At 42.4% G+C, this 15330-nt stretch carries 13 protein-coding genes; 10 read left to right on the forward strand and 3 right to left on the reverse strand.

From position 1 onward, the window contains the following. Window positions 1-148: 148 nt before the first annotated feature. The 4 genes from ACMA1I_RS21300 to ACMA1I_RS21315 all read left to right on the forward strand — a co-directional run bounded on the left by ACMA1I_RS21300 (window position 149) and on the right by ACMA1I_RS21315 (window position 4068). The gene (locus tag ACMA1I_RS21300; protein WP_337070504.1) at window positions 149-493 is read left to right on the forward strand and encodes a hypothetical protein; all 345 of its coding nucleotides are present in this window, start codon (window positions 149-151) and stop codon (window positions 491-493) included. Between the two features lie 466 nt (window positions 494-959). Continuing rightward, window positions 960-1313 carry a hypothetical protein gene (locus tag ACMA1I_RS21305; protein ID WP_337070505.1) on the forward strand — a complete coding sequence of 118 codons (354 nt, stop codon included), beginning with the start codon at window positions 960-962 and terminating at the stop codon, window positions 1311-1313. Window positions 1314-1683: 370 nt separating this feature from the next. Next, the gene (locus tag ACMA1I_RS21310) at window positions 1684-2292 is read left to right on the forward strand and encodes an FKBP-type peptidyl-prolyl cis-trans isomerase (RefSeq protein ID WP_337070506.1); all 609 of its coding nucleotides are present in this window, start codon (window positions 1684-1686) and stop codon (window positions 2290-2292) included. Between the two features lie 351 nt (window positions 2293-2643). Further along, window positions 2644-4068 (forward strand): Glu/Leu/Phe/Val dehydrogenase, encoded by a 1425-nt coding sequence (locus ACMA1I_RS21315; RefSeq protein ID WP_337070507.1) that lies wholly within the window; start codon window positions 2644-2646, stop codon window positions 4066-4068. 369 nt (window positions 4069-4437) lie between these two features. Here the strand turns inward: ACMA1I_RS21315 and ACMA1I_RS21320 are convergent, their stop codons facing one another. Continuing rightward, window positions 4438-6249: a M61 family metallopeptidase gene (locus ACMA1I_RS21320; RefSeq protein WP_337070508.1), complete on the reverse strand. Its 1812-nt coding sequence runs from the start codon at window positions 6247-6249 to the stop codon at window positions 4438-4440. A gap of 359 nt (window positions 6250-6608) precedes the next feature. On the opposite strand from ACMA1I_RS21320, the gene ACMA1I_RS21325 reads away from it, so the two are divergent. The 3 genes from ACMA1I_RS21325 to ACMA1I_RS21335 all read left to right on the forward strand — a co-directional run bounded on the left by ACMA1I_RS21325 (window position 6609) and on the right by ACMA1I_RS21335 (window position 9282). Beyond that, a complete protein-coding gene (locus ACMA1I_RS21325) occupies window positions 6609-7205 on the forward strand; it encodes a C40 family peptidase (protein ID WP_337070509.1) in 597 nt (198 codons plus the stop codon). Between the two features lie 210 nt (window positions 7206-7415). Beyond that, window positions 7416-7790: a hypothetical protein gene (locus tag ACMA1I_RS21330; RefSeq protein ID WP_337070510.1), complete on the forward strand. Its 375-nt coding sequence runs from the start codon at window positions 7416-7418 to the stop codon at window positions 7788-7790. A gap of 1060 nt (window positions 7791-8850) precedes the next feature. After that, entirely contained in the window at window positions 8851-9282 is a 432-nt protein-coding gene (locus ACMA1I_RS21335; RefSeq protein ID WP_337070511.1) for a DUF2147 domain-containing protein, read from the forward strand. Window positions 9283-9439: 157 nt separating this feature from the next. Here the strand turns inward: ACMA1I_RS21335 and ACMA1I_RS21340 are convergent, their stop codons facing one another. Next, the gene (locus ACMA1I_RS21340) at window positions 9440-10096 is read right to left on the reverse strand and encodes a hypothetical protein (protein WP_337070512.1); all 657 of its coding nucleotides are present in this window, start codon (window positions 10094-10096) and stop codon (window positions 9440-9442) included. A gap of 333 nt (window positions 10097-10429) precedes the next feature. On the opposite strand from ACMA1I_RS21340, the gene ACMA1I_RS21345 reads away from it, so the two are divergent. Next, entirely contained in the window at window positions 10430-12613 is a 2184-nt protein-coding gene (locus ACMA1I_RS21345) for a gliding motility-associated C-terminal domain-containing protein (protein ID WP_337070513.1), read from the forward strand. A 7-nt stretch (window positions 12614-12620) separates the two neighbouring features. Here ACMA1I_RS21345 and ACMA1I_RS21350 read toward each other — a convergent pair whose 3' ends face one another. Next, the gene (locus ACMA1I_RS21350; RefSeq protein WP_337070514.1) at window positions 12621-13247 is read right to left on the reverse strand and encodes a cytochrome c oxidase subunit III; all 627 of its coding nucleotides are present in this window, start codon (window positions 13245-13247) and stop codon (window positions 12621-12623) included. Between the two features lie 518 nt (window positions 13248-13765). On the opposite strand from ACMA1I_RS21350, the gene ACMA1I_RS21355 reads away from it, so the two are divergent. Together ACMA1I_RS21355 and ACMA1I_RS21360 are read left to right on the forward strand one after the other, a co-directional pair. After that, window positions 13766-14329, forward strand: coding sequence for a hypothetical protein (locus ACMA1I_RS21355; RefSeq protein ID WP_337070515.1), 564 nt, complete (start codon window positions 13766-13768; stop codon window positions 14327-14329). A gap of 153 nt (window positions 14330-14482) precedes the next feature. Continuing rightward, the gene (locus ACMA1I_RS21360; protein WP_337070516.1) at window positions 14483-14824 is read left to right on the forward strand and encodes a thioredoxin family protein; all 342 of its coding nucleotides are present in this window, start codon (window positions 14483-14485) and stop codon (window positions 14822-14824) included. Window positions 14825-15330 lie beyond the last annotated feature (506 nt).

Below are 15330 nucleotides of genomic sequence, written 5' to 3' on the forward strand. Positions count from 1 at the left end.
TTAAGACACATACAATCCAAATTAAATAATTATTACCAACTCCACCTTACAGATTGGCTTGCCAGCAGGTACAACCTTTAAACCTAAGTTTACTTAAGCTTAACCTGCCCTTTATGCCTAGGTAATGTTAAATACTCATCTTTGGGCTATGGAAAATCTGATAATTACTTATTGTATTTTACTGTTCCTCATTATCTTCACCATGTTAGGACTGCTGCTCTGGAACAAAAGAGAAGAAGCGGCTCCCTCCGTTTCGGTAAAGGACAACCTGTTGCTGGCGTGTGCCACCATCATGGGTTTTATCATTCTGCAAATGAACCTGCTACTAATACCATTTATTAGAGAATCGAAAGGAGACATAGCTACGGTGGCTATAATAGCTATATTGGTATTGCTCTGTCTTGTGCCGGCCATTTACCTGATCAAAAACCTGATACCTGTGAAGGAGAAGAAAAACGCTTCTGAATGGAAAATATATGTGGCTGGAAAATAGTACGCCTGTTTCTGCCTCACTTAAACACAGACCCTTTACTCCTTCTGTTGCTACCTTATAACCTCCTATCAATAACTGGTAATGTCGTTACCACTTTCATAAACCTTAAATTTTGCAAATGAAAAGCCTCTTCCGGAGGTAATTTTGCCTTTTGCTGCCTAAGGGCTTTGCCTTATTTTTTCACCAAAGAACGTGGTAATTTGTCTGATGCAGCCGATGCTCTGATTTCTAAATCAATAGGTAAGCTATTTATTACCTTTAGATTTCCACTAATAAAATTTCAGGATTTAAGTCTGAAAAACTGAAAATAATTCCGATATATAGCTATGATTTAATAAATATTAGTTTGTATTTTTAAACAATAACAAACACAGCAAGTTTATTTAAAATGTAAGGAACTTTATAACGCCTGCTTTGATTACTCTTTATATTTCCTGTATTTAAAGGAACCTTTTTGGCATTCGCGATGGAAAAGCTGATTATCATTTATTGCCTTCTGATCATACTACTGATGCTGGTAGTGTTGGGCTTACTAATATGGGAAAAACAATTAAAAGCCAGGTTCAGGCATTTCAGTAAAGAGAAATGTTTTCTTGCCATTGCAAGCATGGTGGGGTTCATGCTGCTTCACCTGAACTGGACGTTCCTGCCCTGGTACATTAGCACTTACGGCGACCTGGCAAGCATTGGTATTTTCATGCTACTGTCTAAGCTCTGTATGGTCCCGCTCTTCTATTTGTTTAAGACCAGCCGAAGCACCAAGAAAAGCCGTCCTTGGTCTATCTACATCAATACCCAGCCGGTAAATCCAACGGAATAATTTAAAGCTTCTGTTAACATTAAAAGCTAACTTACAGTTCGGGCTGTGGCTGGCTTTGCCATGCCTTCTACTTTAGCTCTTTGTGCCGTTCTATCAGAAGAAATACTTGCAGTGGAACATTTTGGCCAATAGTAAGTTCTGCTTCTTTGCGCAGTTTCTCTTCCGCCTTTCCTTTTTTGCATGCAACTTAGCATCAAAGTGGCGCTCAAATATTAATTTAATTGTATATCTAAGTCAGTCAGCCAGTTCCAGGCTATAAACCTAAGCATCCTGTTTTCGTTCAAAACAAAATGCGTAGCTTTGCAGAATATCGTTGCAGAACTAACATATATTAGTTTAATTGCACCCGTTGGTGCACTAATCATTTATTATGGAATTGAAAAACATCAAAGACAAAATCAGCTACATTATTGGCCGCGACATGGCAACCAACCTTACTAAACAAGGAATTGAGATTGAAGCGGAAGCTTTTGTAGCAGGTCTGAAAGAAGTGCTTGCCGGTAAACCATCTACTCTTTCGCAGTCGGAAGTGCAACAGGCTATGATGGCGTTGCAACAGGAAATGGCCCAGAAACAAGGTGCTCAAGGTGGCGAAAACAAAGCAGCCGGGGAAGCTTTTCTGGCAGAAAATAAGAACAAAGAAGGCGTAAAAACACTGCCTAGCGGCTTGCAATATCAGGTGCTTCAGGAAGGTAATGGCAAATCGCCGTCTTCTTCTGACCGTGTGACCACACATTACCATGGTACCCTGATAGACGGAACAGTGTTCGACTCGTCTTACGAGCGTGGCCAGCCAGCCACTTTCCCAGTAAACGGCGTAATCGCTGGCTGGACAGAGGCGCTGCAACTGATGCAGGAAGGCGCTAAGTGGCGTTTGTATGTACCGTCTGAACTGGCTTACGGTGCACAGGGAGCAGGCGATGTGATAGGCGCGCACACCACCCTTATTTTCGACGTAGAACTCATAGCCGTTAATTAACAGCACATAATAGCAAAAGACAAAAGGAGGCGTATGAAACGTCTCCTTTTATTTATTAAAGACGTTTCTTCTGAAATATAAAATCTTTGCTGCCGTTTATATAGAAGTATAATATGCCTGCCTGATAGCCATAGAGCTACGGAGGTTCCGGAAAACTCCCTGCAGGCAAGGCAATAATGCCCTAAGGTTGAAATAATAGAAAAGCCTCTGGAGGGGCAAAACCATTACAATAATTTAAAAGTCAGGCTCCTGGCTCGGCGCCGGCACCCTTACCATAAACGCACTCACTGAAAATTAAACAAATACACATCTCTACCGTTCTAAAATATACATTAACTTAAAACTACATTTATGGGAAACAATCATAACGAGGGAAAAAGATTCTTAGACAGTGTACACCAGTTTTTTGATTCAGCGGCCAGCTACTCAAGATTAGATCCAGGTATTTTAGCACAAATAAAAGCCTGTAACAGCGTGTACAAAGTTTCTTTTCCGGTTGAGATTGATGGAAAAGTGGAAGTAGTAGAAGGGATTCGGGTACAGCACAGTCATCATAAACTGCCCTCAAAAGGTGGTATTCGCTACAGCATACAGGTAGACGAAGACGAAGTTAAAGCACTTGCCACCCTCATGACATTTAAATGCGCCGTGGTGGATGTGCCTTTCGGTGGAGCAAAGGGCGGCGTTAAAATTAACCCTCGCACCAGTTCTACTAAAACCCTTGAAAAAGTTACCCGCCGGTTTGCCACCGAGCTTATCAAAAAGAACCTGATCGGGCCAGGGATAGACGTACCTGCACCAGACTATGGTACGGGCAGCCGCGAAATGGCCTGGATTGCCGATACGTACCAAACCTTTAAGTACGGCGACGCGAACGCGCTTGGCTGCGTTACGGGTAAGCCAGTTGGGCAAGGTGGTATCAGAGGCCGATCTGAGGCAACCGGATTGGGTGTATATTTCGGCATCCGCGAGACACTGCTAGACACAGAACTGCTTAAAGGCAAAGGGCTGGATGGTTCAGCTATGGAAGGCAAACGCATTATTGTGCAGGGTTTAGGTAATGTGGGTTACCATGCTGCCTTGTTCTGCCAGCAAGACGGTGCCATTATTACAGGTATAGCCGAAAGAGAAGGCGGTATTTATGACCCGAATGGCATCGATATTAAAGAAGTGTTTCAGCATAGAACAGAGTCGGGTTCTATTCTGAACTTTAAAAACGCCAAAAACTTCGAGAACTCCCTGGAGCTACTCGAAATGGATTGCGATATTTTGATTCCTGCGGCTTTGGAGAACCAGATCCACAAAGACAATGCGGCCAACATAAAGGCTAAAATAATAGCAGAAGGTGCAAATGGTCCTGTTACCCGAAATGCAGAGGAGATCTTACTGCAGCGCGGCATCGTTATTATTCCGGATCTTTACCTGAATGCGGGTGGTGTAACGGTATCTTACTTTGAGTGGCTTAAAAACCTGTCGAACGTGCGTTTCGGGCGTATGGGCAAAAGAGCTGAAGAAGCAAGCCATCGTCGCCTGGTAAACGCCATAGAGTCATCTTCCGGCAAAAGCTTATCGCCGCAGGAAAGAGCCTTGCTTATCCAGGGTTCTGATGAGATTAGCCTGGTTCGCTCCGGTCTGGAAGACACCATGATCAATGCCTACCACGAAATCAGGGATGTGATGGCACAGCAAAAGATTCAGAGCTTGCGTACTGCTGCTTTCTTAACTGCAATAGAGAAAATCGGGGTAAGCTACGAGGCGCTCGGAATTTTCCCTTGATTTGTTATTACACTGTTTACAAATTCAAAAGCCCTGGATGTGACAAGATCATATCCAGGGCTTTTTTTATGATTGATAATCTACATTTAAATAAAGGCAAAGCAAAGCAGTTGCTCTTTAAGCATTCGCCCTCCCCTTCCGCTAAAAATCATACGCATTATAAGCACTAACACCTTTTTATTTAAACCGGATTCTAAAAGAAGCAGCAATTATTCAAATGAATTGAGCCTTCCAGAGCTTTTTTCCAGTTTACGAATCAAGGGTTAAAAGTAGTAAGGCTCCTTCTCTGAAATGGCAAATAAAAAAAAGCAGGTGTACAGGAGCTTCTTCAGAGCGACTGCACACCTGCTTACCAGCAGAACCTGAAAATTAATTAAGATGTAACCATTGCTCAAATATTTTCTGCTGTTGCGCGCTTGGGTTTGGTACACGCTCAAAACGGTAACGCACACTTTCGTCTTTTAACAGCAGTACGTCTAGTGTCTGCAGCTTTCCGCTTCTGCTGATAAGTACCTCCACCCGCTCCCCAATAGATTGGCCAGCCAATGCAGTCAAAACTTCATCTGCTGTAGCCACTCTGGTTCCTGCAATAGCAAGTATTTCGTCGTGCACGTTTAGGCCACCGTCCCAGGCGCTGCTGCCACGGGAAACACTGTTTACCATTAACTTACCTCCGGCAGGTGCAACAGAAGCTCCCCAGTTTAGTTGCATTACTCCTTCGTTCAGGTTCACAAGCTGCAAGCCTGCCACATCAAAATAGCTGTTGTAGTCAGGAGTTTTGGTGCCGTTTATGTAATTTCTGAAAAAGTCGTCCAGCTTTTTGCCTGCTACCAGCTCCAGTGCCTCTTTTACTTCCTGCTCGGTATAGCCGCGGTTCAGCTGTTTATAATAGCGGTTGTACATGTAGCGCATCACATCGTCCAGGCTCTTCTCGCCGTTAGTTGCTTTAATGATCTCCATGTTCAGCAGCTGCCCTATTACGCTGCCTTTTGTGTAGTAAGACACTTCTGCGTTTCTTGAGTTCTCATTTGGCCTGTAGCTTTTTATCCAGGCATCGAAGCTGGCTTCGCTTAGCGTCTGCACTTTATTGCCAGGCGTATTCTCCACGGCATGTATACTGCCAGAAATAGCATCTAAAAATTTTTGAGGAGTGTAGGCACCAGCCCTTAAACAGATTACATTGCTGTAATAACTGGTAAAGCCTTCCGCCACCCATAACAAAGTGGTATAATTCTCCTGGCTGTAGTCAAACGGCCCTAGCGGCTCTGGGCGAAGGCGCTTCACGTTCCAGAGGTGAAAGTATTCGTGTGCCACTAAATTTAAGAAACCAGCATATCCGCTTTCGGTGCCATAGCTGGTACGCACTGGTTGCAGGGTGGTGGAGTTCAGATGCTCCAGGCCACCTCCGCCCCGCTCCAGGTTATGCACAATAAACACGTACCTGCTAACAGGCAGTTCGCCGAATATCGCCACAGAAGTCTCTACTATCTTTTTCATATCTGCCAGCAGCTTATCAGGCACAAAATTACCTGGGCCGTACATGGCCACTTCGTGCGGCACACCTGCAGCTGTAAAAGTCAGCACTTCGTGGTTTCCTATCTCCAGTGGAGAGTCGGCTAAAATATCGTAGTTGGGAAAGCTGTAGGTAAAAGTGCCGGTGCTCGTGAGTCCGGTAGAAACGCGGCTCCAGCCTTTAAAGGGTTTCACCACCAGCTTGCCCTCCTGCTGCTGGTACCCTTCGGGATACATAAATACGCTGGTGCCGTTTACATAGCCATGCGAGGCATCCAGGTAACTGGTTCGTACTGTTAGCTCATAGGCATACACTTTGTACTTAACGCGCACTTCAGCTGCTTTTTGAGAATAAACCCGCCAGGTGTTCTTGTTTGTTTTTTCGGAGCGTAATGTTTTGCCAGTTTTATCGGTGGCTACAAAGCCCTCTACATGTTTAGGGAATTCTCTAATCAGGTAGGAACCTGGTGCCCAGACAGGCATTTTGTAATCGATGTGGTTTTTACGGCTCGTTCCCGTAAGAACCAGCTCTACTTCGAAATAATGCGTGTGGGGTTGATCCATAGACAGAGTGTACTGGAGGTCAGCTGCCAGGGCAGCAACAGCCTGGCTAAAGCTAATAAAGAAAAAAAGGAAGCAGGTGAGCCAAAAGCGCTTAGGTGCAAGCATGTGTAAAGAGGTAAAGTTAGATGTGTTTAAAATAGTTAAAGGTGTGTGAAAGCAGGCATTTTACAATAAAAAATCCTTTTTAACAAAACCGGCCTTACCGGAACAAGGTTGCATGATAAGGATTTCAGCTACGTTCACATCTAAAATAGCCGCCGCAAATAACAAGACCAATACATTGATTATCAATAGATTAATTTCAACAAAATGAATACATCAGGCCTCCCTAAGCAGTAGATTAAACCATTTTTGGTGCAATTTATGTTATAGACATATCCTGTACCGAAAAGAGGATTTTTCTAAAATCGGGCAGTGTTCTATTTTCAGGCAAAAGCCTGTACGTTCCACCAAACCCTGAACCTATGAAAAAATTGATGCTCGTCGTATTATCGCCTGTTCTGATTCTTTTTTTCTTCCTGGCTGTAGCAGAACCCCGCACCACTCACAGTGAATGGGAAGGAGAACATATGGCCGCAACCACTTACACTGAGGAAACTCCAGAAACAGACGCAGCTAAACCTAACAGGAAAAAGACTTCCGTTACAAATAAAAAGGCCACAAATACATCAGACAAAGACAAACAGGAACTGGTAAATTACGCGCTCAGCCTGATTGGGAGCCCCTATGTTTATGCAGGCATGTCGGAAAACGGTTTCGATTGCTCTGGCTTTACAACCTACGTATTTGAGCAGTCCGGGCTTGAAATCGGCCGTTCTTCCTCTTTACAGGCAGATGAAGGTCACCCCGTTAACCTAACAGAGGCTCGCCCCGGAGATTTGTTAATTTTCACTGGCACCGATAAAACAGATCGTACGCCCGGGCATGTAGGGATTGTCATTTCTTCTCCAGGCGATACCGTTTCGTTTGTTCACTCATCTTCTAACGGAGGCGTAAAAATCAGCCAGGTAGAAGGCACAGCATATGAAGAGCGCTTTTTAGATGTTCGGCGTGTCATGTAGCCTTTGCCCACTTCAGTAGCTTCTTTTTAAAACTATTCAGTTATTTCACGTACATAAAACCAGGCAGCAGCCCCATGTAAATGCATATTACTGCCACCACATGAGGCTGTTGAATTACAATTCATCCTTTGTTGAAGCAAGGATGCATTGCTACGTATACCCGATTTCAGGATCAGGGAAGAGCTTTAGTTACAACTAACCCATACGACCATGGTACACCCTTATGTAGTGAACACCATTAATGCTATTGTGCTGTTGATAGCAGGCATTACCGCCTATTTTGTTACTCAATCGCCTGCACCTGCAGCCTTGCTGGCTCCGGCTTTTGGCATAGCTTTGCTGGCCTGTACACGCAACCTGCGCAAGCACAACCAGTTTGTGAGCAATACTGTTACAGCACTTACTCTTATTGCTGGCTTTATTTTTCTTTTATTTATTGATTTTGATAGCAAGGCCTGGAGAATAAACGACCTGCTGTACCTCCTGATGGGCATAAGCTGCTTTGTAGCTGCAGCCTTTTATACGGGTACCTTCCTGAGCGAGCGACGAAAAAAAGACAGAACTATTTACAAAGACGACCTCTAAAGCACAATGGCTGTGGTTACATTTTATAACCAACAGTAGTAGCTCTGTGCATTGAGAGTTGATGTCCGGTGGTAAAAAAGAAAAGCCTGATGTACCCTTGAGTACATCAGGCTTTTGTGAATCCTACTTAATCTTAACAAGCAGTTCTTCTGTTATACAAAAGAACTATCCGAAGACTAAAGGCAACAGTTACTGCATAAGCAGCAGACACTGCTTATTAAGCCACATCACCGTTAGAGTGAATACTATTACCTAGGCTTACTAAGACTTGTGTGGGATTAGACATAGCACCTCCTTTCTCTTTAGTCCGACATAAACTCAGATCGATTTGCCGTTTATAAAATTTTAGGCATTCGTATCAGAGCTGTAGCACTCGCTACCTTCATTGTACTAAAGGTAAAATATTACAGATAAGTTCACAACTGTTACAAAAGTTTTTTATAAATATTTTTACCCTTTTACCTGCATTCTTTTGAAAACAAAAAACGCTATTGCACAATATTCCTAAGATTCTATAAATCAACACCATAATAATTATAGGAATATTCTATTTCCAGTAAGCGCAATTATTCTAATAAAAATGGCCTCCCTTAGGCCAAAAGAAGCAACAAAGCTCAAGGGCTAAAAACATGAACTTGTTTAGAATAAGAACCTTAAAGTTATTAAACTGAGGCATGGTCGTGGGTGCAAGAGCAGGAATTTAGGTATTATCATTCCTTTATTAATCTAAACTCTTATCTACTTATTAATCTGATCAGGTAAGCTTTTCTATCAAAGCTGTGAATGATTAGCCGCTAAATTATGCTAATAAAAAGGGACTTCCGGAGGCAATTTCACCTGCTTGGCTATAAGGGCTTACTGCCTTTGCTTTGTTTGTATGCAACAGAAGCTAAAGAACCTTCAGGTTTAAGCATATGTCGCTTTTACTAACAAAGACTTGTAAGTTTATATAATATTTTTTCCGGCATAATTATAGCAGCATTAGCAAATAATATGTCTTCATTCTCTATATTTACTTATAATGCAAAAACGATAAAAAAACTTAACTACAATTTGTACCATGAGAAAGAATTTATTTTTGCTAACACTTCTCTTCTTTATGTCGGGCTATGCTTGGGCGCAATCCCTTTCGCCAATTGGCGTCTGGACAAATGAAGAAGGCAAGGCCCGATTCGAAATTTACCAGTGCGGCGATAAATTATGTGGCAAAATTGTGACGCTCAAAGAGCCAAACCGAAACGGAAAACCAAAGCAAGACGATAATAACCCAGATAAGAACCTCCGGAACCGCCCTTTACTGGGTTTAGAATTTCTGAAAGGATTTGAGCACACCGGCAACAACAAGTGGGACAATGGCACGATATACGATCCTGAAAGCGGAAAAACGTATAGCTGCTACATGAAAATGGAAAGTAAAGACAAAATGGAAGTGAAAGGATATATTGGCGTTTCGCTTATTGGCAGGTCACAGAAATGGACCAGAATTAAATAAAGCAATACTGCCATACATAGACCTACTATAACAGGAAAAGGTTAGCAATGCTGCTAACCTTTTCCATTTTCAACCCTTTACTTTTTTATTAACTGTTTTAAAATGAAAAGGTTATAGTTTTAAGAGCTTTTTTTGAAAAAATAAATTTATTTTCTGCTTAAAAAACCTGCGAGATTTTATACTCCTTGCCACGGAAGCTGAAGGTATCGCCGGAGGTCTTACCTGCCATTGCCTTATATATAGGCGACATACCGGATATTGCGAAAAAGGATTCGCCGTCGATTTTTATCTCGCCGAGGCTCACTCCTATAAAGTAATTCTGCAGCTCCGTCATCACGACAGCACCTAAGGTAATTTCGCTGTTTTGCTTTGTAGCATTCACGCGTTTAAGCATTCCCATAGTGGTTATCAGTTCATCAAGCTGCCGCGCATACATATCGCGCTGAATCTGGCAAGCCTCCCTAAATGATTCAAATCGATCTTCCATGGCTCCCTGGTGCTCGTTAGCGCTTTCCTGGGCATCGTCCATGGCCTCTTTTGCGGCCTGAATTTGCAGTGTAAGAATCTTGGAACTCTCCTGCAAGAGCCTTTTCTTTAATTCTAGTTCTTGTGTAAGCATGTTTCCTGGTGTAAGGCAAAACTTTATAATTAATACATGTGGCACCTCAGAACAAGATTCCACAGAAGTAACAGCACGAATAGGTCTAGCAAACAATTTTCCCTCAACTAAGTATTGCTTTCCGGCATAAACAGGCACCAGAAATTCAGGGGCAACATCTACATAGTAAATGGCAGCTGCTATAAGCCTGCTCATGCCTTTGCACTGGCATTTAAACAGACATAACCAGAGAATGTTTGCAATTAAACCTGATGTTCAAGAGCCATTAAACGGAAATTACATCTATTAGTTTGATTGAAAGGCTGAATATTAACCAATAATTACCAATTTTAGAATAGGCCTTATAAACCCTCCACTTTAATAATTGCTTTCTTAGCCAGCCATTAAATCCTCTTCAGATAAATTTTTAACTGTAAGTAAATTCTTTCCTGCAGTTGCTATTTAGTTGTAATATCTGCCTTTTAAATTCCACTATTTTAGGCTATATTGAGTCGAAAAATAGCGACCCTTCCTATTTTCTGTGTCACCATGAAAAAGCGTTTCCTTATAATTTTTTATCTGCTCTTAACTGCTTTAGGTGCCTCAGCTACCCATATTGTTGGTGGTGAATTTGAGTTGCGGCACCTTTCTGCACACAGTTACAGGCTTACCCTTAACCTCTACTTCGATCAGGTAAACGGTAACCCAAACGCACTCGATCCTATCATTACAGTCGGTATTTTTGAAAAGGCAACTAACAGGCAAATGATGACTCGGCCAATGACCATTAAAGGGCAGTCGCTGGTGCCGTATACCAGCATTGAGTGTACAGTAGGCGAGTTAGTTACCAGAAAGATTGTATACCACGAAGATATAATACTGGACCCCAGCTTGTTTACCCACCCTGGAGGCTACTATGTGGTGTGGGAACGGTGCTGCCGAAACTCAACCATCAACAATATTATAGGTCCCGAATCGGCTGCCCAGACGTTTTATATGGAGTTTCCTCCTGTAGTGCGCGACAGAGCCATTTTCCGTAATTCGTCACCAGTGCTGTTTCCGCCTCTGAGCGACTATGCCTGTAAAGACGATCTTTTCTACTTCGACTTTGGGGGCACAGATCCTGACGGCGATTCGCTGGTATACGATATGGTAACCCCTCTGAATGGCTACAGCTCTCCGTTCAACCCCATGCCTGCTCCCTCCCGGGCACCGTATAGCACCATTAGTTGGCAAGCAGGCTACAACACAGCCAACCAGATTCTCGGAACTCCTGCCATGAACATAGATGCGCAAACCGGTAGGCTGGTGGTAAGGCCCAACCGCACAGGTCTGTTTGTTTTTGGTATACGTTGCCAGGAGTACCGTAATGGCGTGCGGATAGGAGAAATCAGGCGCGATTTTCAGCTGCTCGTACTCAACTGTAGCCGCAACGAACCTCCCAAAATCATGGCAACAGAAAGAGGCACTAAAAAATACTACAACAACGGCGAGGTGCTGGAGATAAGCCCCACAGGACAGCGATGTATTGATATTTATTTTACAGATCCGGACCCCGAAGCGGCAATTCAGTTCTTTACCAGGCCTGTAAACTTTACTGACAATTCGTTTACAGTAGAAGGCAAAACAACCGGCGTGGTAAACTCCGGAGGTGGTGAAGATACCCTTACCGCCACCCTTTGCTTCCCTCTCTGCTACGACACCGGAGGTAAAGTGTACGAACTTGATTTTATAGTGAAGGACGACGGCTGCAGTCTGCCTAAACTGGACACACTTCGGTTAAAATTCAGGGTAGACCCATTGCCTAACTCCCCTCCTACGGTAGCACTCTCTACACCAGACAGGATTTTTGAAGTAGAAGAAGGCGATGTAATCTCATTCGACGTAACAGGCAATGATCCGGATCAGGATGTAATTGCCATGAGTGTAGTGGGGGTTGGGTTCGACCTTAATGCTCAAAATGTTACCTTTAACCCCAAAAACGGTGTTGGCCCTCTTACTACTACCTTTAACTGGATAATAGATTGCAAGGCCCTTCAGCAAAGCAGTTACCAGTTGGAGTTTATAGTAACTTCTCAGTCTTGCGGTAAAACTGTAACCACCAAAGAGTTGGTGGAAGTACGCACCAAGTACCCAAACACTCCACCCATTTTGAGTAGCGACCAGGTTGCTCGCATTTTTGAAATGGAGCTAAATCAACCTTTTGAAGCTAATTTTCTGGGAGAAGATATCGACTTGCATGCGCTTGTATTAGAGGCAGTAGGCGATGGCTTTAACCTGGCAGATTATGGCATGACCTTTTCCGCTTTGAACGGCAATGGCAATGCCTCAGCCAAATTTAACATGGTGGCAAACTGCGAAATGTTTGAGAAAGGAAGTGTAATCATAAACTTTAACCTTCGCGAAAACGCTTGTGTTTCAACGCCTTTGCAAACCATTAAAATGGAGTTCAAGGTAAAAGTCCCCGACCTGACAGAATTTTTGCCGGCGAATATTTTCACACCAAATGGCGATGGCAAAAATGATTATTTTGGAATGCCTACCTTACCCACTAATGTCTGCACGGGCAGTTTTCAGAACATTACTATTTTTAACAGGTGGGGCAAGGAGGTTTTTTCCAGCACAGAGCAAAATTTCCGCTGGGATGGCAGTCATGTAAATGCCGGAGTTTATTATTATGTTATAGATTACAGAACAAACAAATTTAAAGGATCGGTAACACTAGTTCGGTAAGAAATAGCTACATCAGGAACAGGAACACCAGGTAAAGTCCTAACCACAGAAAATCCATGAACTGCCAATAAGTGGTAAGCATGCTGAGTTGCAGGTTACGGTATGGATCGCGAATAAAAATAAGGCTTCTGATATCGTCTGTAATGACATGCGCTGTTTTAAAGAAAAGATACGAGAGAAAAATTATACCTCCAGCCAAGTGCAAAATATGAAGCGCAGAAATTAGATAGAGATAGGTGCCAGAGGCTTTTCCGGTAAAATAAACACCAGAAGCCGACATTTCTCTCCAGCCCAAAAACTGCGTTGCGATAAATGCCACACCTAAAGCTAGCGTCAGCCCCAGGTAGCGGGTCATTTTGCGAAGCTTGTCTTTCTTATAATACCGAGAAACTTTACTAATGGTGTAACTACTGAAGAGTAAGAGCAAGGTGCTTACTGTAAAAAACTTTGGCATCTGAAAGCCCTGTAAACTGAATCCACCGGTTCGGATAAAGGCCACGACCAACACAAAGAACAACACCCCAATACCTATCATACTCAAATACAGCAGCATCCGGATGGGATGCATTTTCTCGATTTTGCCGAAAGCCGATCGCTGTCTCGAGTGTACCTTATTTTTTTTATCCTGATCCATTACGATTACACGGGAAATGATTTGTTTTAACAAGCCGCCAAAGATGCACTAATCTACTATCCGTTTGCTACTTTATACCTGTTCTGCCTATCGATAGTTGTATATATAAGCATTAAATATCAGGACTTTTAAAAGTTTCCGTTTCAGCTTAAATCCAACTCTAAATAAAACAAAAATATAAAATACTCAATATCTTTTTACTTAATAATCAGGCAGTTTGGCTTCAGTTTTAATAATTTTGCTCTAATCTGCCTTGCCGTATTTCCGACCGGTAAGTTGTAGTTTTAAATTAGTAAGACCTTCCTTATCGCGCTTCTTAAAAATTCCCTTTCAACTAACTCATTAAATCTGTTGCTTCACACTGGTCGGCTACTCACCTAATTGTCAGGTTTTTCCATTTAGATTTAAAACCTTCCCTCCTATCGTTTGTTGTGTTTTAAATCTTGAATTACAGAGGCGCTTCACAGCCGTAAAGTAAGATTTTGCGTTAGGTCAAGTACAACAAACTTATAACCGATATGTTCAGACATTTACTTATAACACTTTTATTACTTTTTGTAGCTACTATTACAAACGCTCAGCGCAACGTAACGTATACAAACGATAACAGCATATTTATTACAATAGAAGGAGATACCAGCCTCTATGAATACTCCTCTCGCGATATGCTGGTACGCTACAATCAAAATACACAAAAAATAGAATGTGTTATTAATGTAGCCTCACTTCTGCCCCTCAATAATTATAGCCCTGCTGTTATACCACAAGATATATTTTTTGTAGCTAACTACCCAGAGTTACTCATTGAGATTGAGGCTCCTGAAGAAAAAATAAATGCAGGCAACCTCTACACCGAAAGAGTAGAGAAAGGCATTGGCTTATTTATTCATAACATACCGGTTAATCTTACAGCACCTGTGGTGTTTACACCCGATAAGCGGTCGCTAAAGTTGGCTGCCACCTTTGAACTCCTGCTGCCAGATTACAGAATTGCCATACCAGCCAAATACACCAATATGCTAACAGGGCGGGTGCGGTTTGCAATCCAGAATGCCAGGTCGGTAGAGTTTTTCCCACGTTAAAGAAGGTAAGTCTTCTTAATATTCTTTAGCGCCGCCTTTAACAGGTAATCTAAAATCCCCGTAAAAGTGGATTTATACACCTGATGTAATAACAGGACACTTAATGCTAAAAACACCGGAGGCTACCTCCTTTTGATTTTACTTAATTTGGCAATGCAAAAAGAACAGAATTTATACGATGCCACCGATGAAGATCTGCGACAATTGATTTTTGAGCACAACTATGTAATTGTAAAATACCTGAACGAAGCCTGCGAATACTGCAAGTTACTGGCACCCCCGTTCGAAAAATTTTCCCGTGACGGAAAGTACAGTAAAATTACATTTTTAAGGGTCGATGCCAGCGAGAACCCGGTAGCCAGAGCAGAAGTTGGCGGGAAAGACATGCCCTTTTTCAACATTTATAAAAAAGGTTTTCTGCTGGATTGCGGTTGCATCAAAACGGAGGAAGGCGTAAAAGAACTGCTCAACAAACTATTAGCTGAAATTGACTAAAAATCACTCCTAGATTATAATTGTTATTGGCATTAGCATTGAGTTCAGATTATACTTCTTTCCTACATAATTGCCGCACCTAAGGTTCACCCTAGGCAGATCTAGGTAGCTAAAGTACCAGATGTATTTGAGAACAATTCTCCTCCACTACATTGCCAATTCATTATCAAGGCAGCTTATCCCGTTTATCCCTCACCTGTTCCTTGGTTAAAGACGCTCTGGAAGGCGTTATTCATTAGAAGAATTTGATTGCTGGTAGGTATTTGTTGATTGCTAAAGATAGCTGGATTTGCTAACGATTCCCTGGAATTCTGTTTCAAGATAGGATGCCACAGGCGGGGTGGTTATTTGTATCAAGACAAAAAGAATAAAGACTTTAGCAATAAAGCTTATTCTGAAAATATAGTAGTAGGAACAAAACAGAGCGGCCGGCTCTTTATTCTAGTATGCAAACTACTAATGATAAAGAACCAAACCGCTCCGAATATTTACCCTTAACGAGTCTT

Origin of the sequence: Pontibacter sp. 13R65 (assembly GCF_047525655.1) — a bacterium.
In the GTDB taxonomy this organism is placed as follows: domain Bacteria; phylum Bacteroidota; class Bacteroidia; order Cytophagales; family Hymenobacteraceae; genus Pontibacter.